Below are 22,027 nucleotides of genomic sequence, written 5' to 3'. Positions count from 1 at the left end.
CCCGGGAGTGCTGCGGTCGTACGGGTGCGCACGGGTGCGCCGGCGCCGGTCTCGGGGGCCGGCGCCGAGGCCGGCGTCAGCTGGTCTTCTTGGCCTTCTCCAGGGTGGCGGCCAGGTCCTCGAGGAGCTTGGCGCAGGCGTCGTAGGAGAAGATCGGCTCGGCGAACCGCGGGGCGACCTGGTTGGCCTTGACCGCCGGCAGGCCCGCCCAGGTGGGCTTGCCCGCGCGCAGGTCCTTGTCCTGGAGCGTGCCGGTGCGGTTGTCCAGGATGATCAGGTCGGCCTGGTACTTGCCGGCGTTCTCCCAGGACAGCGGCTCGAAGAAGCCGGCCGCGTCGGGGTTCTGGGGCTCGACGAACTCGACGCCGAGCTCCTTGTAGTACTTGGTGTCCGCGGCCTTGTCCGGCACCGAGACGTAGAAGTGGTCGGGGTCGCCGGAGCCGATCAGCACCTTGATGCCCGGGTTGGCCCTGGCGACCTGGCGCAGCCGCTCGGAGGCCTTCTCGAAGCGGGCCTTGGCCTCGGTGGTCTTCTTGGACTTCAGGTCGGCGCCCAGCGCCTCGGCGAGCTCGGCGTTCCGGGCGATGGCCTTGGGCATGGTGGTGTCGGGGCCGGAGAAGAGGCCGACGCTCGGTGCCAGCTTGCCGATCTTGTCCTTGGACTCCTCGGGGACGTACCAGAGGGTGTCCTTCTCCCACACGTTGGAGACGAGCAGATCGGGCTTGAGGGCCGCGTACTTCTCGATGTTGAACTTGCCGAAGGCGTTGCCGAGGATCTCGACCTTGTTGACGTCGAGCGAGCCGGCCTGGATGTCGGCCTTGCCGTCGGCGGTCTTGGTCGGGCCGAACACGCCCTTGACCTCGACGCCGAAGTCGTGGAGCGCGGCGGCGGTGCCGACGAAGGCCACCACGTTCTTCGGGGTGCCCTTGGTGCTCGCGGTCTGGCCGCGGTCGTCCTTGAAGGACCAGGCCCCGCCCTTGTCGTCGGCGCTTCCCGAGCCGCACCCGACCAGGACGGCGCCGAGGCAGAGGGCGCTGCCGGCGGTCAGGACCCCGCGGCGGGTGAGGAGAGCGGCTCGGGACTTGGGCATGGCTGTCTGCTTTCGTGCGATGCGCGGGTGCGCGGGTGCCGGGGCGACCGCCGGCCGCCATCCATGGTGAGGTTAGCCTAACCTCACCATGGATGGGTGGGGGAGCGGGGTGCCGGCTCAGCCGGCGAAGCCCAGTTCGCGGGCGATCAGCATGCGCTGCACCTCGCTGGTCCCCTCGCCGATCTCCAGGATCTTGGAGTCCCGCCACATCCGGGCCACCGGGTACTCGTTCATGAACCCGTACCCGCCGTGGATCTGGGTGGCCTCGCGCGCGTTGTCCACGGCCACCGTCGAGGAGTACAGCTTCGCGATCGCCGCCTCCTTCTTGAACGGCTCCCCGGCCACCAGCCGGGAGGCCGCGTCCCGCCAGCCGATCCGGGCCATGTGCGCCCGCATCTCCATGTCCGCCAGCTTGAACTGGATGGCCTGGTTCTCGCCGATCGGCTTCCCGAACGCGCTGCGCTCCTTGGCGTACTTCACCGACTCGTCCACACAGCCCTGGGCCAGACCGGTGGCCAGGGCCGCGATCGCGATCCGGCCCTCGTCGAGGATCCGCAGGAACTGGGCGTAGCCGCGGCCCTCCTGACCCACCAGGTTGGCCACCGGCACGCGGACGCCGTCGAAGGACAGCTCGCGGGTGTCCGAGGCGTTCCAGCCGACCTTGGAGTAGGGGGCCGCCACCGTGAACCCGGGCGTCCCGGACGGGACGATGATCGAGGAGATCAGCGGCCGGCCGTCCTCGGTGCGGCCGGTCACCGCGGTGACCGTGACCAGGCCGGTGATGTCCGTACCGGAGTTGGTGATGAAGCACTTGGAGCCGTTGATCACCCACTCGTCGCCGTCCCGGACCGCCGTGGTGCGGGTGCCGCCGGCGTCGCTGCCCGCGCCGGGCTCGGTCAGGCCGAACGCGCCCAGCATCTCGCCGGAGCACATCTTCGGCAGCCACTCCCGCTTCTGCTCCTCGCTGCCGAACCGGTAGATCGGCATCGCGCCGAGCGAGACCCCGGCCTCCAGGGTGATGGCGACCGAGGAGTCGACGCGGGCGAGCTCCTCCAGGGCGATGCCGAGGGCGAGGTAGTCACCGCCCATGCCGCCGTACTCCTCGGGGAAGGGCAGCCCGAACAGGCCCATGCGGCCCATCTCGCGGACGATCTCGTACGGGAACTCGTGCCGCTCGTAGAAGTCGCCGATCTTCGGCGCGACGACGTCGTGGGCGAACTCCTCCACGGTGCGGCGGAGTTCCTCGTGCTCGGGGGTGAGCCGGTGGTCGAGGGACATGGCTGGGGTCACTCCTTGTGGGAGAGGGCGCGGACGGTACGGGAGGGGCTGGGCCGGCCCAGCCGTTCGGCCATCCACACGCTCGTGGCGGTGAGGGCGGCCAGATCGACACCGGTGTCGATGCCGAGGCCTTCGAGCATCCACACCAGGTCTTCGGTGGCGAGGTTGCCGGTGGCGCTCTTGGCGTACGGGCAGCCGCCGAGGCCTCCGGCGGAGGCGTCGACGGTGGTCACGCCGTGCTGGAGCGCGGCGAGGGTGTTGGACAGGGCCTGTCCGTAGGTGTCGTGGAAGTGCACACCGATCCGGTCGGTGCCGACGCCTTCCTCGTTGAGGCTGCTGAGCAGCTCCTGGACGTGCCCGGGGGTGGCGACCCCGATGGTGTCGCCCAGGCTCAGCTCGTCACAGCCGAGGTCGAGCAGGGCCTTGGCCACCCGCACCACCTGGTGGACCGGGACCGGGCCCTCCCAGGGGTCGCCGAAGCACATGGAGAGATAGCCGCGGACGTGAACCTTCCGGTCCTTGGCCCGGGCCACGACCGGCTCGAACATCGCGAGGGACTCGGCGACGGTGCGGTTGAGGTTGCGGGCGGCGAAGGTCTCGGTGGCGGATCCGAAGACGGCGATCCGGCGGGCGCCGAGTTCCAGGGCCCGGTCCAGCCCGCGCTCGTTGGGCACCAGCACGGGCAGGGCGACCCCGTCGAGGTCCGAGAGCCTGGGGAACAGCTCCTCGGCGTCGGCCAGCTGCGGGACCCACTTGGGGTGTACGAAGCTGGTGGCCTCGATGGTGGTCAGCCCGGCCGCGGCCAGCCGGTGGATGAACTCGGCCTTCACCTCGGTCGGTACGGCCGCCTGCTCGTTCTGCAGCCCGTCGCGGGCGCCGACCTCGTGGATCCGCACCCGGGCGGGGAGGCCGGGGTCCGGCACGGTCATGGGCAGTCCGGGTACGGTCATCGGGTCTCCTCCTCGTCCGGGTCCGGGGTGACGACGGCGAGCACCTGGTCCATGGCGACGGTGCTGCCGGGGCTCACATCGAGCTCGGTGACGGTGCCGGCGTGCGGGGCGGAGATGACGTGCTCCATCTTCATCGCCTCGACGACCAGCAGGCTCTGGCCGGCGGCCACAGTGTCGCCGACCGCCACCTTCACCACGGTGACGGTGCCGGGCATGGGGGCGGCGAGGGTGTCGGCGCCGGCCCGGCCGCCGCCGGTCAGCTTCTCCGCGACGGGGTCGTGCCGCTGGACGTGCCAGCTGTCGCCGTCCCGGCCGAGCCAGGTCCCCTCCGCGGAGGGTGCGTGGCTGAGGGAGTGGGTGACCCCGTCGAGTTCGACGGTGACCCGGTCGCTCCCGAGCAGGACGATCCGGGCGGGCGCCGCGGCGCCCGCCCCCGGGAGGAGCACCTCGTGACCGGAGCCGGCCATCCGGGTGCGGACCTCCACCGGATCCTGGCCCGGAAGCCGGAAGTGGTGCACCGTCCAGGCGGGGGTACCGCCCAGGCGCCAGCCGTCGGCCGCCCCGAAGGGGTCCGCCCAGCCGGCCGCGGGTCCGGGCGTGGCGGGTCCGGGCGTGGCCGCCAGCAGCGCGGCCGTGGCGTACACCTCCGCCGGTACGCCCTCCGGCAGCAGCCCCGCCAGCTCGCGCTCCACCAGGCCGGTGTCCAGGTCGCCGGACGCCACCTCCGGGTGGGCCAGCAGCCGCCGCAGGAAGCCCGCGTTGGTCTGGACGCCCAGGATCACCGTGTCCGCCAGCGCGGCCCGCAGCGTCCGCAGCGCGGCGGTCCGGTCCGGCCCGTACGCGATCACCTTCGACAGCATCGGGTCGTACGTGCTGCCCACCGGTACGCCGGCCAGCAGCCCGGAGTCCGTGCGGACCCGGCCGCCCGAGGGCTCGGTCAGCGCCAGCACCGTGCCGCCCGAGGGCAGGAACCCGCGCGCCGGGTCCTCCGCGCAGACCCGCGCCTCGATCGCGTGCCCGGTCAGCCGGACCTCGTCCTGGCCGAAGGACAGCGCCTGGCCGGCCGCGACCCGCAGCTGCTGCTCGACCAGGTCCAGGCCGGTGATCAGCTCGGTCACCGGGTGCTCGACCTGGAGCCGGGTGTTCATCTCCATGAAGTAGTACGCCGACGGGTCCCCGCCGGGCACGATGAACTCGACCGTACCGGCGCCCACGTACCCGCAGGAGCGCGCCGCGTTCACCGCGGCCTCGCCCATCGCCGCCCGGGTCTTCTCGTCCAGCAGGACGGACGGCGCCTCCTCGATGATCTTCTGGTGGCGGCGCTGGAGGGAGCACTCGCGCTCGCCGAGGTGGACCACGTTCCCGTGGCCGTCCGCCAGGACCTGGATCTCGATGTGCCGGGGCCGGTCGATCCACCGCTCCACCAGCAGGGTGTCGTCACCGAAGGAGGACCGGGCCTCGCGGCGGGCCGCGGCGATCTCCTCGCCCAGCACCGCCTCGTCGCGGACCAGCCGCATGCCCTTGCCGCCGCCGCCCGCCGAGGGCTTGAGCAGCACCGGCATGCCGATCTCGCGCGCCGCCGCGGTCAGTTCGGCGTCGGAGAGGCCGCTGCCGGAGGAGCCGGGCACCACCGGCACGCCGGCCGCCTTCACCGTCTCCTTGGCCCGGATCTTGTCTCCCATCAGGGAGATCGCCGACGCGGGCGGGCCGATGAAGGCCAGCCCGGCTTCCGCGCAGGCCTCTGCGAAGGCCGCGTTCTCGGCCAGGAAGCCGTAGCCGGGGTGGACCGCCTCCGCGCCCGTCCGCCGGGCCGCGTCGATCAGCTTCGCCACCGACAGGTAGCTTTCCGCGGCTGCCGCCGGGCCGATCCGGACGGCCGTGTCGGCCTCCCGTACGTGCCGCGCATCGGCATCCGCGTCGCTGAAGACGGCCACCGAACGCACGCCCAGCTCCCGCAGGGTGCGGATGACGCGGACCGCGATCTCGCCCCGGTTCGCCACAAGGACCGTGCTGAACATGGAAGAAGTCCTCACATTCGGAAGATGCCGAAGCCGGGCTCGCCCAGCGGGGCGTTGGCACACGCGGTCAGGGCCAGACCCAGCACCTGCCGGGTCTCCAGCGGGTCGATGACCCCGTCGTCCCAGAGCCGGGCGGTGGCGTAGTACGCGTTGCCCTGCTCCTCGTACTGGGCGCGGATCGGCGCCTTGAAGGCGTCCTCGTCCTCGGCCGGCCACTCCTGGCCCGCGCCCTCGATCTGGTCCCGCTTGACCGTGGCCAGCACGGAGGCGGCCTGCTCGCCGCCCATCACGGAGATCTTGGCGTTGGGCCACATCCACAGGAACCGGGGGGAGTAGGCCCGGCCGCACATCGAGTAGTTGCCGGCGCCGTAGCTGCCGCCGACGACCACGGTCAGCTTGGGCACCCGGGTGCAGGCCACGGCCGTCACCATCTTGGCGCCGTGCTTGGCGATGCCGCCGGCCTCGTAGTCGCGGCCGACCATGAAGCCCGAGATGTTCTGGAGGAACAGCAGCGGGATGCCGCGCTGGTCGCACAGCTCGATGAAGTGGGCGCCCTTCTGGGCGGACTCGGAGAACAGGATGCCGTTGTTGGCGACGATCCCCACCGGGTGGCCGTGGATCCGGGCGAAGCCGGTGACCAGTGTGGTGCCGAACTCGGCCTTGAACTCCTGGAAGCGCGAGCCGTCCACGATCCGGGCGATGACCTCACGGGCGTCGTACGGGGTGCGGGAGTCCACCGGCACCGCGCCGTACAGCCCGTACGGGTCCACCTTCGGCTCCTCGGCCGGCTCGACCGGCCAGGGCAGCGGACCGCGCTCGGGCAGGGTGGCCACGATGTTCCGGACGATCCGCAGGGCGTGCGCGTCGTCCTCGGCGAGGTGGTCGGTCACGCCGGAGGTCCGGGAGTGGACCTCGCCGCCGCCCAGCTCCTCGGCGGTGACCACCTCGCCGGTGGCGGCCTTCACCAGCGGCGGGCCACCCAGGAAGATCGTGCCCTGGCCGCGCACGATGACCGCCTCGTCGCTCATCGCGGGGACGTACGCCCCGCCGGCCGTGCAGGAGCCCAGCACGGCGGCGATCTGCGGGATGCCGGCACCGGACATCCGGGCCTGGTTGTAGAAGATCCGTCCGAAGTGCTCGCGGTCCGGGAACACCTCGTCCTGCATGGGCAGGAAGGCGCCGCCGGAGTCGACCAGGTAGACGCAGGGGAGACGGTTCTCCAGCGCCACCTCCTGGGCCCGCAGGTGCTTCTTGACGGTCATCGGGTAGTACGTGCCGCCCTTGACGGTGGCGTCGTTGGCGACGACCACGCACTCCCGGCCGCTGACCCGGCCGATGCCCGCGATCACCCCGGCGGCGGGGGCCGCGCCGCCGTACATCCCCTCGGCGGCCAGCGGGGCCAGCTCCAGGAACGGGGAGCCCGGGTCCAGGAGGGTGTCCACCCGGTCCCGGGGGAGGAGCTTCCCGCGGGCGGTGTGCCGGGCGCGGGCCTTCTCGCCGCCGCCGAGGCGGGCGGTCTCCAGGCGGGTCCGGAGGCCCTCCGCGAGTGCGCGGTGGGCGGCCTCATTGGTCCGCCAGGCTTCGGACGCCGGATCGGCGGCGCTGTGAAGCACTGGTGCCTGCTGCATCCCGTGAGCTCCCTTGCCCTCGGTTAATGAGCGTTAACGCATGACCCGCATAGGTTAACGAGCGCTAACGGCCCCTGTCTAGAATGGGTTCCCATGACCACATCAGCGGCCGTCCCCACCCGTCGCGAGCAGATCCTCAACGAGGCCGCTCGTCTCTTCGCCGAGCGCGGATTCCACGGCGTCGGGGTCGACGAGATAGGCGCGGCCGTGGGCATCAGCGGCCCCGGCCTCTACCGGCACTTCGCGGGCAAGGACGCGATGCTGGCCGAGCTGCTGGTGGGCATCAGCGAGCGGCTGCTCACGGGCGGCCGGCACCGGGTCGCCGAGGCGGCCGGGCGCCCGGAGGAGGTCCTGGCCTCCCTGGTGGACGGGCACATCGACTTCGCCCTGGACGACCGCGCGCTGATCACCGTCCACGACCGGGAGCTGGACCGGCTGCGCGATGCGGACCGCAAGCTGGTCCGGCAGCTCCAGCGGCAGTACGTGGAGCTGTGGGTGGACGTCGTACGGGAACTCCACCCGGATGCGCCGGAGGCGGAGGCGCGGGTGGCGGTCCACGCGGTCTTCGGCCTCCTGAACTCGACCCCGCACCTGGGCTCACTGGGCCGCGAGGCCACCGAATCCCTCCTCCGCCGCCTGGCCAACGGCGCGTTCGCCGCACTGAGCGCGGCTCCTCACTAGGGCCCGCCCGGCGACTCCGGGCCAGGCCCGGCCCACGTGGCCCTGACGCGGCCCCGGCTGCCGCCGTCCCGGCCGCAGGGCCGAGACCGGGCCGCGGCCCTTCCCGTTCCCCGCCGTCCGAGCCGTCCGAGCCGTCCGAGCCGTCCGAGCCGTCCGAGCCGTCCGAGCCGTCCGAGCCGTTCGCCCGTCCGCGGCCTCCGGCCGTCCCCCGTGGGCGCCCCGGCCGATCCGGCCACCCCTCCCCGTCCGGCTCGGCCGAGCGTTCCGGGCTGACCAGTCGTCCCGCCCGGCGGGGCCGGGCCGTTGCGGCCGTCCCCGGCCTCCGGCCGGTCCCCGGGGTGACCCGGGCGAGCCGGGCCCCTGCGGCCTTGCTGTCGTCCGGCTGGCCGGGCTGGACGGTCGTTCCGCCGGGCGGGGAAGCAGGCGGTCCCAGGTGCCCGGCCCGTCCCGGTTGGCGGGACGGGGCGGACGGGGAGGGGTGGGCGGCGGCAGAATGGGGCGCATGCCGATACCCAGCCGCGCGGAACTCATCGACCACCTCGTCCGGACCCGTATCGCGGGCCACGTGGCGACTCCCCGGGAGAACAACCTCTCCCACTACCGCAAGCTCGCCAACGGCGACCGCCACTACTGGCTGGGTCTGGAGCTGGGCGACCGCTGGACCGACGAGCAGGACGTGCTCGCCGTGATGGCCGAGCGCGTCGGTGTGGTCGACGACCCGGCCCACCGGTTCGGGCAGGACACCATCGACCCCGAGCTGACCGTGGACGGGCTGGACCGGATGGCGGCCCGGCTGCGGAAGGCGGCGCTGGACCAGCAGAGCGTCCTGCTGGCCACCGGCCACCCGGGCGGCCTGCTGGACGTCCACCGGGCCACCGCCGCCGCCCTGCGGGAGGCCGGCTGCGAGATCGTGGTCATCCCCGCCGGCCTGATGGCGGACGAGGGCTCGGTGTGGCAGTTCGCCGACGTGGCCGTCCTGGAGCGCGGCGCGACCCTGTGGCACACCCACTCGCCGGAACCGATGGCGGCGATCCTCGACGGCCTGGCCGCGGCCGGCCGGCCCCAGCCGGACCTGGTCGTCGCCGACCACGGCTGGGCGGGCTGCGCGGCCCAGCGCGGCCTCGACGCGGTCGGCTACGCCGACTGCAACGACCCGGCGCTGTTCCTCGGCGAAGCGGAAGGCACCCTCCAGGTCGCCGTCCCGCTGGACGACCACGTCCGCGACCCCCGCTACTACGACCTCCTGGTCGCCTACCTGCTGGGCGCCGCGGGGCTCGGCGAGCCCGCCGCCTGACCGTGCCGGGCGGACGCCCGGCGATGTCAGTGGCGGTCGGTAACTTCGGTGCCATGACGACGCCTTCGCATCCCCTGTCCGCCCTGTCCGCCCTGTCCGCCCTGCCCGACGGACTCGGCCTGCCGGCCGGGTCGGTGATCGCGCAGGGCGGCGCGCCGCTGCTGTGGCTGGCCGACGAGACGGCGGAGCCCGGCAGCTGGGCGCAGCTCCGCCCGGCGGCGGAGTCCGCCGGGCTGCTGCCCGTACTGCTCCACGACACGCACGGGCCGGCGGAGTGGTGGACGGACCGGCTGCTGCCCGGCCGGATGTCCGACCCCGAGGACCACCATGTCGAGGTGGTGCTGCGCGAGTACTGGGAGGCCGTCGTCCCGGACGAGGCGGAGGACGAGGACCCGGAGGGGGAGGGTGCGGAGCTGATCGCCCCGTTCGGCCGCAGCTGGGCGGGCCTGGCGGCGCCGGGCGCGGCCGGTGCCGACCCGGAGGCCGAGGCGGCCGGGACGGCGGAAGCGCTCCTCGCGAGCGGGCGGCTGCGCAACCCCCGGCTCGGGCTCGTCCCGGCCACCCGGAGCGCCGACATACCGGCCGCCATCGGCTGGACCGGCCCCACGAACCACGAGAACGACACGGCACGGCTCGGCGCGGTGCTGCGTTCCTGGGAGGAGCGGTACGGCGCGCGCGTGGTCGCGCTCGGCTTCGACCTGCTCGACCTGTCGGTGGCGGCCCCGCCCCGCACCTCCGCCGAGTCCCTCGCGGTGGCCGCCGAGCACTTCGCCTTCGCTCCCGACAACATCTGGCAGGGCGCCGGTTCCCTCCGGGAGTACGCCCAGGAGCTGCCGGGCTCCCGGCAGTGGACCTTCTGGTGGGACTGAACAGGAGGGCGGCGGGGCCTGCCGGGCGGTGGGGGTCGCCCGGCAGGCCGGCGGGGGTCAGCGCGGGACGCGGACCACGCCCTCCTGGATGACCGTGATCGCCAGCCGCCCGTCCTGGGTGTAGATGCGGGCCTGGCCCAGCCCCCGCCCGCCGTGCGCGGAAGGGGACTCCTGGTCGTACAGCAGCCATTCGTCGGCCCGGAACGGCCGGTGGAACCACATGGCGTGATCCAGCGAGGCCCCGACCACGTCGCCGACCGCCCAGCCGCCCCGCCCGTGGGCCAGCAGCACCGAGTCGAGCAGGGTCATGTCCGAGACGTAGGTGGCCAGGCAGACGTGCAGCAGCGGATCGTCGGCGAGCTTGCCCGCCGTGCGGAACCAGACCTGGGTGTGGGGTTCGATCGGTTCGCCGACCGAACCCCACGGCGGGGTGGTGGCGTACCGCAGGTCCACCGCGCCCCGCGCCTCCAGCAGCCGCTCCACGGTGCCCGGATCCCGGAAGGTCTCCCGGTAGGCGGGCAGCGCCTCGGCGGCCGTGGGCAGTGACTCCGGGTCCGGCGCGGCCGGCATCGCGGCCTGGTGGTCCAGGCCCTCCTCGTACGTCTGGAAGGACGCGGAGAGGTGGAACACCGGCTTGCCGTGCTGGACCGCGACCACCCGGCGGGTGGTGAAGGACCGCCCGTCGCGGATCCGGTCCACCATGTACACGATCGGCGCACCGGGGTCCCCGGCCCGCAGGAAGTACGAGTGCAGGGAGTGCGCGAGCCGGTCCCCGGGCACTGTGCGGCCGGCCGCGACCAGCGCCTGCGCGGCGACCTGGCCGCCGAAGACCCGCGGCACCACGGCGGACCGGCTGGTGCCGCGGAAGATGTTCTCCTCGATCTGCTCCAGGTCGAGCAGATCGAGGAGTTCGCCCAGTGCTGCGTTCAAGGCTGCTTACAGGCCCATCGACTTGGCGATGATCGACTTCATGACCTCGCTGGTGCCGCCGTAGATGCGGTTCACGCGGTTGTCGGCGTAGAGGCGGGCGATCGGGTACTCGTTCATGTAGCCGTAGCCGCCGTGCAGCTGGAGGCACTTGTCGATGACCCGGTGCGCGACCTCGGTGCAGAACAGCTTCGCGGAGGCGGCCTCGGCGGCGGTCAGCTCACCGGCGTCCAGGGCCTCCAGGGCGCGGTCGGCGACGGCCTCGGCGGCGTCCACCTCGGCCTGGCAGGAGGCCAGCTCGAACTTGGTGTTCTGGAAGTGCGCGACCGGCTTGCCGAAGACGGTGCGCTCCGTCACGTACTGCTGGGCGAACCGGACGGCGGCCTTGGCCTGCGCGTACGCGCCGAAGGCGATGCCCCAGCGCTCGGAGGGCAGGTTGGCGCCGAGGTAGTAGAAGCCCTTGTTCTCCTCGCCGAGCAGGTCCTCGGCCGGCACCTTCACGTCGACGAACGCCAGCTCGGCGGTGTCGGAGGTGCGCAGGCCCAGCTTGTCCAGCTTGCGGCCGATGGAGTAGCCCTCGGACTTGGTGTCCACGGCGAAGAGGGAGATGCCGAAGCGGCGGTCCTCGGCCGACGGGGCGGAGGTACGGGCGCAGACGATCACCCGGTCGGCGTGCACACCGCCGGTGATGAAGGTCTTGGCGCCGTTGAGGACGTAGTGCGTGCCGTCCTCGGAGAGCTTGGCGGTGGTCTTCATGCCCGCGACGTCCGAGCCGGTGCCCGGCTCGGTCATGGCCAGGGCCCACATCTCCTCGCCGGAGACGAACTTGGGGAGGTAGCGCTTCTTCTGCTCGTCGTCGGCGAGCATCTTGATGTAGGGGAGGGCGAGCAGCACGTGCACGCCGGAGCCGCCGAAGTTGACGCCCGCGCGCGAGGTCTCCTCGTAGAGGACGGCCTCGAACTTGTGGGTGTCCAGGCCCGCCCCGCCGAACTCCTCGGGCACGTTGATGCCGAAGACGCCCAGCTCGCCGAGCTTGTAGTAGAAGTCGCGCGGCGCCTGGCCGGCCGCGAACCACTCGTCGTAGACGGGGACGACCTCGGCCTCGATGAAGGCGCGGATCGTCTCGCGGAACGCCTCGTGGTCCTCGTTGAATACCGTACGGCGCACGGCCGGCTCCCTTCCTCGCGGCGGTCCGCCGCTTATGTCTAAGCGCTTGCTCATACATAAGTTACCGGCGGGTTGTCGGGCGTGTCCAGAGCCGGGAGCCGCGGGCGCCTCAGGGGCCGGGCGCGGGGGGCTGCCCGGCGAGGGCCTGCTGGGTGAGGCGGAGCCCGGAACGCAGCAGGGCGTCCCCGCTGCCGGGGTGGGCGGCCCGGTGCGCGGCCTCCAGCTCGGTGGCGCGGCGCAGCTCGGCCTCCAGCCCGGCCGGCGGCCCGGCCGAGTGGCCGTCGCCGCGCAGGGCCGTGTCCAGGGCCCGGGCGGTGGCCTCCAGTACCGGAGCGAGCTCGCGTACCGCCCGGTCCTCGGGTCCTGGATCTCTGGCCTCCAGTTCCCGGGTGAAGTACTGGAGGCTGAGCGCCGTACGCCCGGCCAGCCGCAGCCGGTCGCGCAGGCCGTCCGGCGGTGCGGTGGGCAGGCGGAGCCGGCGCGCCCTGCGGTCCAGGGCGGCGGACAGTTCGTACGGGCGGTGCCACAGGGCGAAGGACTCGGCGGCGTACGGCTCGCCGGGGGCCCGGGGCGTGCGGAGCCGCCCGGAGATCCGCTCCAGCCGGGCGCCGAGGTCCGCCCGGTACGCCTCCAGGCCGGCCGCCGCCTCCCGGTACGGGTCGGGCGGCCACAGCAGCGGGCCGAGGAGGGCCACGACGGCGATGCCGACCGCGCTCTCCACCAGGCGGGCCAGGGGGTAGCCGGCCACCGGGGTGGTGTAGATCATCAGCGCGGTGATCAGCACCTGCTGGTTGGGGGAGCCGTCGTGGCGCAACAGGTACATCCCGGCGGTGCCGCACAGCAGGACGAGCATGAACGAGGCCGAGGACACCGGCAGCCAGTGCAGCACGGTCACGCTCAGCAGCACGCCCACCACCACCCCCACCAGACGCTCCAGGGCCAGCCGGGGTGCGGCGAACAGGTCCGCCCGGAGGATCAGTACGGCGGGCAGGGCGGCGGGCACGGGCGCGGTGCTCGTCCCGAACCACAGGCACAGGTACCAGGGGACGGCGGCGCACACGACCAGCCGCCCGGCCGGCGCGATGCGCTCCCGGAGGGCGCGGCTCCATGGGGTGGGCAGGGCTTCGGACGTACCGGGCTTACCGGATGTGCCAGGCATACCGGGCATCGTAGGGGCGACCCCGCCTGCGGCCCGGCCCCGCGGCCCGGCCGGGTGCGCGGCGTGCCGCCCGGCTCCGGCCCCGGCGGGGCGCCCTGGGCCTCGGCACGGGCCGGGGCGCGCCCCGAGCCGCCCGCCCGGGGCCGCCGCCCGGCGGCCGGGTTGCCGGAAGTGGCGAAACCACCGGCCGGGCCGACGCCGACCAGGTCCGCGCCCTGCTGGAGCCGACGGATGAAGCCGGCGAAGGAGCCGACGCGGGGGAGGCCCGCCGGTGAGCTCCAGGCTTCCCGACGTCGAGCGCTCGCGCGCGGTACTGGTCGGCCTCTCCCGGTACGACCACCACCCGGCCCTGGAATCGGTGGACGGGAACCTCCGGGCGCTGCACCGCATCCTGCTCAGCCCCGACCACCTCGGCCTGCCGCCCGAGCACTGCCAGGTGGTACGCGACCCGGGCAACGCCGACGAGGCGATGGCCGCCCTGGAATCGGCCGCCGACCGGGCCACCGACACGCTGATCTTCTACTACGCCGGCCACGGCTTCGCCGACGAGGACGGCCTCTACCTCGGCCTCACCGGCACCCGGCACCGCCCCGGCTCCGAGCGGTACAACGCCGTCCACTACGAGTGGGTGCGCCGTGCCGTCCTGATGGGCCAGGCCCAGGCCGCCCAGCGGATCATCATCCTCGACTGCTGCTACAGCGGGCGCGCCGCCAGCGAGGCCACGGCGAGCGTGATGGGATCGGTCAACACCGACGTGCAGGGGACGGTGGTGTGGGCCGCCACCAGCCCGAGCCGGCCCCTCGCGAAGGCACCGGCGGACGCCGACTACACCGCGTTCACCGGGGAACTCATCCGCACCCTGGAGACGGGAGTCGAGGGCGCCGCCGGGGTGCTCGACATGGACACGATCTTCCACCGGGTCAGCCGCGACCTGGTCGCCAAGGGCTTCCCCCTGCCCGACCGGCACAACCACGCGCTGGGCGGCCAGCTGGCCCTCGTACGCAACCGGGCCGGCGCGGTCGCTCCCGCCCCGGTGCCCACCACGCCGGCCGGTACCGCCGCAGCGGTGCCGGCGCCCGGGGCGAGCGCCTCCTGGGAACCGTTCACCTGGGGCCCGATGCGGACCGATCTGCTCATCGTGGAAGGGGACGGGGAGAGCACCATCCCCGAGACCTCGCTGCACGTCAGGGCCGTGGACGAGGGCGTGGAGCTGCCGGAGGAGCTCGCCGAGTGGCGCGACGAGATCGCGGCGGAACAGGACGGCCTGAAGGCGGCGGGCAAGCCGTACTTCTGGAACGGCCTCAACTACGCCGTCGAACGGATCACGATCGGGCGGGTCGCCGAGACCGAATCCCCGGAGATCTACATTCAGTTCCAGAACTCCGACTACTACACCTTCCTTGCCACCCAGCAGCTCGACCGGCAGTTCCGGGACGGCAGCACGCCCAAGAGCCGGTACATCGACCCGTACGAGGACCCGCTCGACGTCGAGCCGTTCATGAGTTCGTCGTTCGGTACGAACGTCGCGGTGATCACGCGCGACGAGAAGCTGATCGTGTCGCGGCGCAGCCAGATGGTGGGATCGCACCCGGGGACGTGGAACTCCTCGGCCAACGAGGCGCTGTCCCGGGTGGTCGACAACTCCGCCCGCCAGGCGCCCAACATCTTCAACGTGGCGCGTCGCGGGCTCAGCGAGGAGCTGGCGCTGAGCACGGACGAGTACCGGCTGAGCATGCTGGCGCTGACCATCGACAAGAGCACCCACCAGTGGGGCGCGCTGTTCCTGGCCCGGCTGCGCCGGGTGACCTCGCGCGAGTTCGTGGAACGGCGCTCGCGCGGGGTCTCCGACAAGTGGGAGCACGACCGGCACGAGCTCGTGGACTTCGAGATCGAGCCGGTGATCCGCTTCATCTTCGACCCCGAGCGGGCGGGCCTGTGGTCGCCGACCGCGCCGGGGCTGTTCTACCTCGCCCTGGTCAACAAATACGGGCGGGTCGCGGTGGAACGGGAGAGCAAGCGGCTGCTGGGTGACGGCGTCACAGGGCCTTGACGAAGGCCGTCCACGCGGCGGCGGGGATGAGGAGGGCGGGCCCGTGCGGGTTCTTGGAGTCCCGGACGGGCACGGCGGCGGTGTGGCCGTCCCGGACCTCGACGCAGCTGCCGGATTCACTGTTGCTGTAGGAGGACTTGCGCCAGCCGGTCAGCGATGCGGCGTCCATGACGGTGTGCTCATTCATGCTGCTCGTATTCCTTCGCGATCGTCCTCATGAGGGCCAAGGACTCCCTCTGCGGGAGCGCATCGCCCAGGGCCAGAGCGTATCTGGCCTGCAACTGCCGGACCAGGTGCGGAGAATCGTGCACCCTGCCGATGGACACCCCCTCGCTGTACGCGGCAGGCGGCTGGTCCTCGAACCACATGAGCGACAGCATGCCGTCAAGAAGCGGGTACCCGCCGAGGCCGAGCGGCATCACATGCGTTCGGATCCGCCCGTTCTCGGTCAGCGCCAGGATGTGCCCGATCTGACTGGCCATGACCTCAGGTCCGCCGAACGGGCGCCGCAGCACCGCCTCATCCAGCAGCGCCCACACGACGGGCGTCACTGGATCGTCAAGGATTTTGGACCGCTCAAGCCGCGTGACGACGTGCCGGTCACGCTCCTCGTCACTCTTTGGGGGATACCCCCCACCGATCACCGCACGTGCGTAGCTCTCCGTCTGGAGGATGCCGGGTACGTACGACAGCGCGAACTCGTGGATCTCGATGGCCTGCTGCTCCAGCTGGCGGGCGGGCTCGAAGTAGTTCGCGACCGTGTCGTCGTCCTGCGGAAGGAAACTGCTCAGCACGTTTCCCGTGTTCAGGGCCTGGTCCAGGCGCCTGGCGTCCTCCTGAGACGGGACTCTGCGTCCGCCCTCGATGTGGGCGATGTGCGTCCGCGTCATGATCGCCGCGTCCGCCAGGTCCTGCTGCGTCAGGCCCGCCGCCTTCCGCTGGGTCCTCAGCCAGTCGCCGTAGATGCTGCCCATGCGTCAACTCCCCTGTGACGGAAGTGTGGTCACGCCCTGCCCCCTGGCGAGCCTACTCCGGCCCGTCTCACTGTGTGAGCGGATCGCTACACACGGAGAAGTGGAGCCGGAGCATGGACGGAATCGGCAGGCTGTTGCCCTGGGTCGGGACGGACGGGAAGCCCTGCTATCTCGTCGGGGACGGGGCCGGGTTCCTCTCCCGGTACGCCGACAAGATCGAGCTCGTACAGCTCGGCATGGCCGCGAGCCTCATCGAGCACGCCGAGGACATGCTCACCGACCAGCGCATCACCCGCGACCAACTCCACTTCCTGGCCGGACGGATGGCCGAGGCGCTGCGCGACGTGCACCGGATCGCGGTGAGCCGGGCCGACCGCGTGAACGGGCCATTCGGGTGAATCAACGGCTCCGGCACGCTTCGCGTGGGTAGGCCCGGCGCGAGACACCCGTGCATCGTGCAACGGGGTCGATCGTCCTGGACGCCCCTGGAGGGCCCATGTTCCGTACAAGCCGCACCCGCAGGTTCCTCACCACGACCGCCGCCGCCCTGCTCCTCACCCTCGCCGGCGGCGGCCTCGCCGCCCCGGCGAACGGCGCCGCCGCTCCGAACGCAGCGCACGCGGTCCTCGCGCCCGCGTTCAACGCGAGCGGGGAGTGGTACGTCTACCAGTCCAACGCGACCGTGCGCGTGAACTTCCGTCAGGACGCCAACGGGAACCTCTTCGGCTCCGTCTCCTCCGGCAACACGGTGGGGACCCTGCGGGAAGGCAACGTGAACGGCAACGACATCTACTTCATCGTGGAATGGAACCACGGCCCCGTCGGCCGGTACACCGGCGTCCGCGGCCCCGACCGGCGGCTCTCCGGCACCACCTTCGATCTGAACAACCCCTCCAGCCAGGCCACCTGGCGTACCGAGCGGACGTTCTGAGCTACTGACGCAGGGCGAACCACAGCTCCATCCGGACGTCCGGGTCGTCCAGGTCCCGGCCCAGCAGGACGGCGCAGCGTGCCACGCGCTGGCGGACGGTGTTGCGGTGGATTCCGAGGGCGGTCGCGGTCCGGTCCCAGCTGCCGTGATGGGCCAGCCAGGCCCGCAGCGTGTCGGCCTGCGCCGGGCTGAGCGGGGCCAGCAGGGCGCGGGCGTGGGCCGCGGCCTCCGCGGGCGGGACCAGGGAGGCCAGACCCCCTTCCTGGTGGCGGACCAGCGGGGCCCGGGCCGCCTCGGCCCTGCGCAGCGCGCCGGCGGCCTGGGCGTCCGCCGAGACCAGCCCGTCGGCGCCGGCGGGCGCGCTGACCCCGAGCCGCCAGCCCGGCTGCGGGGCCGGGTCCCGGGCGGTGATCAGGCGTACGGGGCCGGGCGCGCCGGGGGTTCCGGGCGCGCCCGGCGCCGCGAGCCCGGTCCCGAGGGCCGCGGCGAGCGCCGCCGGGTCGCCCGTACCGGTGGCGTGGACAACGGTCCAGGGGCCCGGCCCGGGCAGCGCGCCGGCTCCCGCCCCCGGGTCGCCGAGCAGCACCCGCGTCAGGGCGGCGGCCTCCGGTCCGGGCGTGGCGGGCCGCTCGGCGGTGAGCAGGCTGAGCAGTACGGCGGCGACGGACGCGATGGTGTGGTCCCCGGCCCCGCGCGCCCCGGGCACCGCCACCCCCAGTACGGCGGCGGTGGGCGGTTCCGGTCCTTCCGGGCGGCGGGTGAGCGCGTACGCGGAGAGGTGCCAGCCCGCCGTGGTGTCCGTGGCCGTCGCCGGGCCCGCGCCGCCCACCCGTGCGGCGAGCGCCGCCAGGGCCGTACGGACCTCCGGCGGCGGCATCCGCTCCGACGAGCCCACCGGGCGGGCCCCGCCCGGCAGGAGTTCGACGTGGCCGTCCAGGGCCGCCGCCAGCCGGGTCAGTACCGCCGGGACCGGGTCCGGGCGGGACGCGGCGGCGGCCAGGGACTGCTGGGCGGTGGTCACCCGGCGCAGTTCGCGGGTACGGGACTCCGCCATCAGCCGCCACACCGTGCGGGCGACCGCCGTGAACGGAGTACCCGGCTCCACCTCCACCAGGGGCAGCGCGGCCTTCGCGCAGGCGGTGAGCAGCGCCTCCGGGACCCGCTCGTGCACCGGGGTCACGCCGAAGCCGAGGGCTGCGACCCCGGACCCGGCGAGCCGGGCCACGTACGCGGCCGGGTCCCCGGTCCAGGCGCCCGCCGTCAGTAGCAGTTCGCCGCCCAGCAGGTACGGGGTCGGGTCGGCCATCTCGGAGGCGTGTACGCCGTGCACCGCGGCCTCCGGCGGCCCGGCGACCAGCCGCAGCCCCAGCTCCCGCTCGCCGAGCAGCGCGGCCAGCCCCACGGCGGGCGTCGGCGGTGCGGCCGGGGCTGCCGCTCCGTGAGAGCCGGGAGAGGTCTGCATGGATGCTCCGCACATATCAGGGCTGCGCCATGGATAAAACCTACACTTCGCGCCCGGCTGCGCGCCGCTTACGCTCGAAGCACCGCACCACCGCAGCACCGTCAGGAAGGCACCCCATGAGCACGCAGCCGCGCGGCCCCGTCGATTCCTCCCGCATCCCGCGGTACGCCGGGCCGGCCACCTTCGCCCGGCTGCCCCGACTGGACGAGGTCGGCTCCGCCGACGTCGCCGTCGTCGGCGTGCCCTTCGACTCCGGCGTCTCCTACCGCCCCGGCGCCCGCTTCGGCGGCAACGCCATCCGCGAGGCCTCCCGTCTGCTGCGCCCGTACAACCCGGCCCAGGACGCCTCCCCCTTCGCCCTCGCGCAGGTCGCGGACGCCGGCGACATCGCCGTGAACCCCTTCAACATCAACGAGGCGGTCGAGACGGTCGAGGCCGCCGCCGACGACCTGCTGAACGCCGGCTCCCGCCTGATGACCCTCGGCGGCGACCACACCATCGCGCTGCCCCTGCTCCGCTCGGTCGCGAAGAAGCACGGCCCGGTGGCCCTGCTGCACTTCGACGCGCACCTGGACACCTGGGACACCTACTTCGGCGCCGAGTACACCCACGGCACCCCGTTCCGCCGCGCCGTGGAGGAGGGCATCCTCGACACCGAGGCGCTGTCCCACGTCGGCACCCGCGGCCCGCTGTACGGCAAGCAGGACCTCGACGACGACGCCAAGATGGGCTTCGGCATCGTGACCTCCGCGGACGTCTACCGCCGTGGCGCCGACGAGGTCGCCGACCAGCTGCGCCAGCGCATCGGCGACCGTCCGCTGTACATCTCCATCGACATCGACGTGCTCGACCCGGCCCACGCGCCCGGCACCGGCACGCCGGAGGCGGGCGGCATGACCTCCCGCGAGCTGCTGGAGATCATCCGCGGTCTTTCCTCCTGCAACCTGGTCTCCGCGGACGTGGTCGAGGTCGCCCCGGCGTACGATCACGCCGAGATCACCTCGGTCGCGGCCTCCCACACCGCGTACGAGCTGACGACGATCATGTCGCGGCAGATCGCGGCGGCGAAGGCGAACCCGAAGGGCGAGTAAGCGCACGTGACGCACGACCACGACCTGGTACTCCGTCCCACCGAGGCCCAGCGGGCGGCAGCGCTCGCGCCGCCGCCCGGCCGGACCGGCGGAGACCTGGTCGTGGAAACGCTGCGCGGCCTGGGCACGACCACCGCGTTCGGCATCCCCGGGCAGCATGCGCTCGCCCTCTTCGACGCCGTCGGCCGCTCCGACCTGCGCCTGATCACCCTGCGGGTGGAGAACAACGCCGCCTTCGCGGCCGATGCATACGGGCGGCTGACCGGCGAGGCGACCCCGCTGCTGCTGTCCACCGGGCCGGGCGCACTGACCGCCCTGCCGGCCCTGGCGGAGGCGGCTGCCGCCTCCGCGCCCGTACTGGCCATCTCCTCCCAGGTGCCGGTGGCGGGCCTGGGCGGCGGCCGGCGCGGCCATCTGCACGAGCTGCGGGACCAGTCGGCCTCCTTCCGCGAGGTGGTGAAATCGGTCCACATCGCCCGGACCCAGTCCCAGATCCCGTCGGTGATCGCCGAGGCCTGGGAGTCCGCGCTCACCGCCCCGCACGGTCCGGTCTGGGTGGAGATCCCCGAGGACGTGCTCCGCGCGGAGACGGTGCTCCCACAGGTCACGGTCGGGGACGCGACCCCGCACGAGCTCGCCCCGCGGCCCGAGCTGACCGCGCTGGCCGCGCACTGGCTGGAGACGGCGGCCCGGCCGGTGATCATCGCGGGCGGCGGGGTCATCCGCTCCGACGCGGCGGGCAAGCTGAAACAGCTCGCGGAGCGTCTCAGCGCCCCGGTGGTGACCACCTTCGGCGGCAAGGGCGCCTTCCCGTGGACCCACCCGCTGTCTCTCCAGTCCTGGCTGGAGGACCGCCATATGACGGACTTCCTGGAGGACGCGGACGTCCTGCTGGTGGTCGGCTCGGGCCTGGGCGAACTGTCCTCGAACTACCACACCTTCTTCCCCGGCGGCCGGGTGATCCAGATCGAGGCGGACCTCGGCAAGCTGGAGTCCAACCATCCCGCGCTGGGCATCCACGCCGATGCGCGGCTCGCCCTGCAGGCGCTGCTGGAGACGGCCGGGGAGCGCGAGGACCCGTACGCGCCGGAGCGGGTCCGGCTGGTCCTCGCCGAGATCGCGGCCCGGCTGGCCTCCCAGGGCCTCGGCCAGGAGCAGGGCCTGGAGCAGCAGCTCCTGACCTCGATCCGGTCGGCGCTGCCGCCCCGCTCCCCGTCCTTCTGGGACATGACGATCCTGTCGTACTGGGCCTGGTCGGCCTTCGACGCGCGGCACCCCAACACCATGCACTCGGCGCAGGGCGCGGGCGGGCTGGGCTACGCCTTCCCGGCGGCGCTGGGCGCCTGCGTGGCCGAACCGGGGACCCCGGTACTGGCGGTCTCCGGGGACGGCGGCGCGATGTACTCCCTCGCCGAACTGGCCACCGCGAAGCAGCACGAGCTGGACGTGACCTGGCTGATCGTGGACGACGGCGGCTACGGCATCCTGCGCGAGTACATGACCGACGCGTACGGCCGGCCCACCGCGACCGAGCTCACCCGCCCGGACTTCGTCGCCCTGGCGGCCTCCTTCGGTATCCCGGCGGCGACCACCACCCCGGAATCCCTGGCGGACGACCTGAAACGCTCCCTCGCCACCCCGGGCCCCTCGGTCCTGGTCCTCCCGACCACCCTCCGCATGTTCGCCCCGACCCACCTGTGAGCAGGCTCAGGCCGCCTCGTCCGCAACGGCGGTGAACGCCACCCGTGAGGTTTCGCCGACCAGCGTGAGGTTCAGCTCGGACTCCATGGCCCGGGCGAGCCGGGCGAGCAACGGCACGGTCGGCACGGTCCCGCCGAGCTCCAGCTTCGAAACCTGCGGCTGGGTCATCCCGGCCCGCCGGGCCAGCTCGGTCTGCGAAATCCCGAGCTCGGCCCGCCGGTCGTAAACGGCCTGCCCAAGTTCGAACGCGAGCCGGATCTCCTCGCGGCGCCTGGTCACCTCGGGGCTTTCGGTAAGCCCCTCGGCGATCTTCCTGTCACGGGTGAGCTTCCACTGAGCGTGGCTGACCATTACAGCGCTCCGTCCTTCGTGTCACGGATGTAGACGTCAGTTGCGTGACCGTGCTCGGCCTTGCAGTGTTCCTTGGCCAGTTTCGCGCGTGCCACCTGGGCCTCCTCGCGCTGCTTCGTTTTACGGAAGACCGTCAGAAGGACGATCCGTCGTCCCGGGGCAAGCCAGTACGAGATGCGTACGGCCTCGCGGTCGTGCCCCAGATCGAACCGCAGTTCGCGGACCCCGTTCCCCAGATGTCGCGCATACGGCTCTCCCAGAGTGGTGGGACTGTCCAGCAGTAGCCCGACCACATGCTCGGCCACCAGGTAGTCCGCGTCCGAAAGGTTCATCAGCCACAGCCGGACCTCCGGCTCGATCTCGATGTCGAATGGCTCGTCCATGCAGCGGAACGTATAGCTACTCC

The 22,027-nt window shown here is 72.9% G+C and carries 21 protein-coding genes; 8 read left to right on the top strand and 13 right to left on the bottom strand.

The features are described 5' to 3' along the window. Positions 1–76 precede the first annotated feature (76 nt). The 5 genes from DEJ50_RS11600 to DEJ50_RS11580 form a co-directional block, all read right to left on the bottom strand. Positions 77–1,090 carry an ABC transporter substrate-binding protein gene (locus DEJ50_RS11600; protein WP_150207620.1) on the bottom strand — a complete coding sequence of 338 codons (1,014 nt, stop codon included), beginning with the start codon at positions 1,088–1,090 and terminating at the stop codon, positions 77–79. Positions 1,091–1,207: 117 nt separating this feature from the next. Next, positions 1,208–2,368, bottom strand: a complete 1,161-nt coding sequence (locus tag DEJ50_RS11595; RefSeq protein ID WP_150207618.1) for an acyl-CoA dehydrogenase family protein — start codon at positions 2,366–2,368, stop codon at positions 1,208–1,210. Positions 2,369–2,376: 8 nt separating this feature from the next. Further along, positions 2,377–3,318 (bottom strand): hydroxymethylglutaryl-CoA lyase, encoded by a 942-nt coding sequence (locus tag DEJ50_RS11590; protein WP_150207616.1) that lies wholly within the window; start codon positions 3,316–3,318, stop codon positions 2,377–2,379. Further along, a complete protein-coding gene (locus DEJ50_RS11585; protein ID WP_150207614.1) occupies positions 3,315–5,336 on the bottom strand; it encodes an acetyl/propionyl/methylcrotonyl-CoA carboxylase subunit alpha in 2,022 nt (673 codons plus the stop codon). Before DEJ50_RS11585 ends, DEJ50_RS11590 begins: the two co-directional genes overlap by 4 nt. Before the next feature lie 11 nt (positions 5,337–5,347). Then, the gene (locus DEJ50_RS11580) at positions 5,348–6,964 is read right to left on the bottom strand and encodes a carboxyl transferase domain-containing protein (RefSeq protein WP_150207612.1); all 1,617 of its coding nucleotides are present in this window, start codon (positions 6,962–6,964) and stop codon (positions 5,348–5,350) included. 93 nt (positions 6,965–7,057) lie between these two features. On the opposite strand from DEJ50_RS11580, the gene DEJ50_RS11575 reads away from it, so the two are divergent. The 3 genes from DEJ50_RS11575 (at position 7,058) to DEJ50_RS11565 (ending at position 9,808) form a co-directional block, all read left to right on the top strand. Further along, positions 7,058–7,645, top strand: a complete 588-nt coding sequence (locus tag DEJ50_RS11575; RefSeq protein WP_150207610.1) for a TetR/AcrR family transcriptional regulator — start codon at positions 7,058–7,060, stop codon at positions 7,643–7,645. 502 nt (positions 7,646–8,147) lie between these two features. Beyond that, positions 8,148–8,939 carry a phosphatase gene (locus tag DEJ50_RS11570; protein WP_150207609.1) on the top strand — a complete coding sequence of 264 codons (792 nt, stop codon included), beginning with the start codon at positions 8,148–8,150 and terminating at the stop codon, positions 8,937–8,939. 53 nt (positions 8,940–8,992) lie between these two features. Further along, on the top strand, positions 8,993–9,808 hold the full coding sequence (locus tag DEJ50_RS11565; RefSeq protein ID WP_150207607.1) for a DUF4253 domain-containing protein: 816 nt from the start codon (positions 8,993–8,995) through the stop codon (positions 9,806–9,808). A gap of 57 nt (positions 9,809–9,865) precedes the next feature. Here DEJ50_RS11565 and tesB read toward each other — a convergent pair whose 3' ends face one another. The 3 genes from tesB to DEJ50_RS11550 all read right to left on the bottom strand — a co-directional run bounded on the left by tesB (position 9,866) and on the right by DEJ50_RS11550 (position 13,061). Further along, positions 9,866–10,738 (bottom strand): acyl-CoA thioesterase II, encoded by an 873-nt coding sequence (gene tesB / locus DEJ50_RS11560; RefSeq protein ID WP_150207605.1) that lies wholly within the window; start codon positions 10,736–10,738, stop codon positions 9,866–9,868. 6 nt (positions 10,739–10,744) lie between these two features. Next, positions 10,745–11,902 (bottom strand): acyl-CoA dehydrogenase family protein, encoded by a 1,158-nt coding sequence (locus tag DEJ50_RS11555; protein WP_150207603.1) that lies wholly within the window; start codon positions 11,900–11,902, stop codon positions 10,745–10,747. Positions 11,903–12,011: 109 nt separating this feature from the next. Continuing rightward, positions 12,012–13,061, bottom strand: coding sequence for an FUSC family protein (locus DEJ50_RS11550; RefSeq protein ID WP_190344430.1), 1,050 nt, complete (start codon positions 13,059–13,061; stop codon positions 12,012–12,014). Between the two features lie 271 nt (positions 13,062–13,332). Between DEJ50_RS11550 and DEJ50_RS11545 the strand changes: the two genes are divergently transcribed. Continuing rightward, positions 13,333–15,111, top strand: a complete 1,779-nt coding sequence (locus DEJ50_RS11545) for a caspase domain-containing protein (RefSeq protein WP_150207599.1) — start codon at positions 13,333–13,335, stop codon at positions 15,109–15,111. Here the strand turns inward: DEJ50_RS11545 and DEJ50_RS11540 are convergent. Together DEJ50_RS11540 and DEJ50_RS11535 are read right to left on the bottom strand one after the other, a co-directional pair. Next, on the bottom strand, positions 15,098–15,298 hold the full coding sequence (locus tag DEJ50_RS11540; protein WP_150207597.1) for a DUF397 domain-containing protein: 201 nt from the start codon (positions 15,296–15,298) through the stop codon (positions 15,098–15,100). The genes DEJ50_RS11545 and DEJ50_RS11540 overlap by 14 nt on opposite strands. Further along, positions 15,291–16,085 carry a helix-turn-helix domain-containing protein gene (locus tag DEJ50_RS11535; RefSeq protein WP_150207595.1) on the bottom strand — a complete coding sequence of 265 codons (795 nt, stop codon included), beginning with the start codon at positions 16,083–16,085 and terminating at the stop codon, positions 15,291–15,293. The genes DEJ50_RS11540 and DEJ50_RS11535 overlap by 8 nt, the downstream gene beginning before the upstream one ends. Positions 16,086–16,198: 113 nt before the next feature. Here DEJ50_RS11535 and DEJ50_RS11530 point away from each other — a divergent pair, with 113 nt between their 5' ends. Both DEJ50_RS11530 and DEJ50_RS33890 read left to right on the top strand, forming a co-directional pair. Then, positions 16,199–16,483 (top strand): hypothetical protein, encoded by a 285-nt coding sequence (locus DEJ50_RS11530; protein WP_150207593.1) that lies wholly within the window; start codon positions 16,199–16,201, stop codon positions 16,481–16,483. A gap of 98 nt (positions 16,484–16,581) precedes the next feature. Continuing rightward, positions 16,582–17,016, top strand: a complete 435-nt coding sequence (locus DEJ50_RS33890; protein ID WP_190344428.1) for a hypothetical protein — start codon at positions 16,582–16,584, stop codon at positions 17,014–17,016. Between the two features lies 1 nt (position 17,017). On the opposite strand, the gene DEJ50_RS11515 is transcribed toward DEJ50_RS33890, so the two are convergent. Further along, complete coding sequence (locus DEJ50_RS11515) at positions 17,018–18,478, bottom strand: PucR family transcriptional regulator (protein ID WP_223837708.1); 1,461 nt, start codon at positions 18,476–18,478, stop codon at positions 17,018–17,020. Positions 18,479–18,594: 116 nt separating this feature from the next. Between DEJ50_RS11515 and speB the strand changes: the two genes are divergently transcribed. Continuing rightward, the gene (speB, locus tag DEJ50_RS11510) at positions 18,595–19,569 is read left to right on the top strand and encodes an agmatinase (RefSeq protein WP_150207585.1); all 975 of its coding nucleotides are present in this window, start codon (positions 18,595–18,597) and stop codon (positions 19,567–19,569) included. Between the two features lie 6 nt (positions 19,570–19,575). Next, complete coding sequence (locus DEJ50_RS11505) at positions 19,576–21,270, top strand: thiamine pyrophosphate-binding protein (RefSeq protein ID WP_150207583.1); 1,695 nt, start codon at positions 19,576–19,578, stop codon at positions 21,268–21,270. 6 nt (positions 21,271–21,276) lie between these two features. Here the strand turns inward: DEJ50_RS11505 and DEJ50_RS11500 are convergent, their stop codons facing one another. Both DEJ50_RS11500 and DEJ50_RS11495 read right to left on the bottom strand, forming a co-directional pair. Beyond that, positions 21,277–21,621, bottom strand: a complete 345-nt coding sequence (locus DEJ50_RS11500) for a helix-turn-helix domain-containing protein (protein WP_150207582.1) — start codon at positions 21,619–21,621, stop codon at positions 21,277–21,279. Continuing rightward, the gene (locus DEJ50_RS11495) at positions 21,621–22,004 is read right to left on the bottom strand and encodes a type II toxin-antitoxin system RelE/ParE family toxin (protein ID WP_150207580.1); all 384 of its coding nucleotides are present in this window, start codon (positions 22,002–22,004) and stop codon (positions 21,621–21,623) included. The genes DEJ50_RS11500 and DEJ50_RS11495 overlap by 1 nt, the downstream gene beginning before the upstream one ends. Positions 22,005–22,027: the final 23 nt, after the last annotated feature.

This window comes from Streptomyces venezuelae (assembly GCF_008642295.1).
Classification (GTDB): domain Bacteria; phylum Actinomycetota; class Actinomycetes; order Streptomycetales; family Streptomycetaceae; genus Streptomyces; species Streptomyces venezuelae_C.
Note: the sequence above shows the minus strand (reverse complement) of the source record. Positions and strands in the feature narration are given on the sequence as shown.

Bases quoted from the DNA above. Each gene is read 5' to 3' on its own strand.
- speB (WP_150207585.1), top strand. From the start codon at position 18,595: ATGAGCACGCAGCCGCGCGGCCCCGTCGATTCCTCCCGCATCCCGCGG.
- DEJ50_RS11495 (WP_150207580.1), bottom strand. From the start codon at position 22,004: ATGGACGAGCCATTCGACATCGAGATCGAGCCGGAGGTCCGGCTGTGG.
- DEJ50_RS11535 (WP_150207595.1), bottom strand. From the start codon at position 16,085: ATGGGCAGCATCTACGGCGACTGGCTGAGGACCCAGCGGAAGGCGGCG.
- DEJ50_RS11595 (WP_150207618.1), bottom strand. From the start codon at position 2,368: ATGTCCCTCGACCACCGGCTCACCCCCGAGCACGAGGAACTCCGCCGC.
- DEJ50_RS33890 (WP_190344428.1), top strand. From the start codon at position 16,582: ATGTTCCGTACAAGCCGCACCCGCAGGTTCCTCACCACGACCGCCGCC.
- DEJ50_RS11600 (WP_150207620.1), bottom strand. From the start codon at position 1,090: ATGCCCAAGTCCCGAGCCGCTCTCCTCACCCGCCGCGGGGTCCTGACC.
- DEJ50_RS11550 (WP_190344430.1), bottom strand. From the start codon at position 13,061: ATGCCTGGCACATCCGGTAAGCCCGGTACGTCCGAAGCCCTGCCCACC.
- DEJ50_RS11590 (WP_150207616.1), bottom strand. From the start codon at position 3,318: ATGACCGTACCCGGACTGCCCATGACCGTGCCGGACCCCGGCCTCCCC.
- DEJ50_RS11530 (WP_150207593.1), top strand. From the start codon at position 16,199: ATGGACGGAATCGGCAGGCTGTTGCCCTGGGTCGGGACGGACGGGAAG.
- DEJ50_RS11540 (WP_150207597.1), bottom strand. From the start codon at position 15,298: ATGAATGAGCACACCGTCATGGACGCCGCATCGCTGACCGGCTGGCGC.
- DEJ50_RS11580 (WP_150207612.1), bottom strand. From the start codon at position 6,964: ATGCAGCAGGCACCAGTGCTTCACAGCGCCGCCGATCCGGCGTCCGAA.
- DEJ50_RS11570 (WP_150207609.1), top strand. From the start codon at position 8,148: ATGCCGATACCCAGCCGCGCGGAACTCATCGACCACCTCGTCCGGACC.
- DEJ50_RS11585 (WP_150207614.1), bottom strand. From the start codon at position 5,336: ATGTTCAGCACGGTCCTTGTGGCGAACCGGGGCGAGATCGCGGTCCGC.
- DEJ50_RS11515 (WP_223837708.1), bottom strand. From the start codon at position 18,478: ATGCAGACCTCTCCCGGCTCTCACGGAGCGGCAGCCCCGGCCGCACCG.
- DEJ50_RS11565 (WP_150207607.1), top strand. From the start codon at position 8,993: ATGACGACGCCTTCGCATCCCCTGTCCGCCCTGTCCGCCCTGTCCGCC.
- DEJ50_RS11500 (WP_150207582.1), bottom strand. From the start codon at position 21,621: ATGGTCAGCCACGCTCAGTGGAAGCTCACCCGTGACAGGAAGATCGCC.
- DEJ50_RS11575 (WP_150207610.1), top strand. From the start codon at position 7,058: ATGACCACATCAGCGGCCGTCCCCACCCGTCGCGAGCAGATCCTCAAC.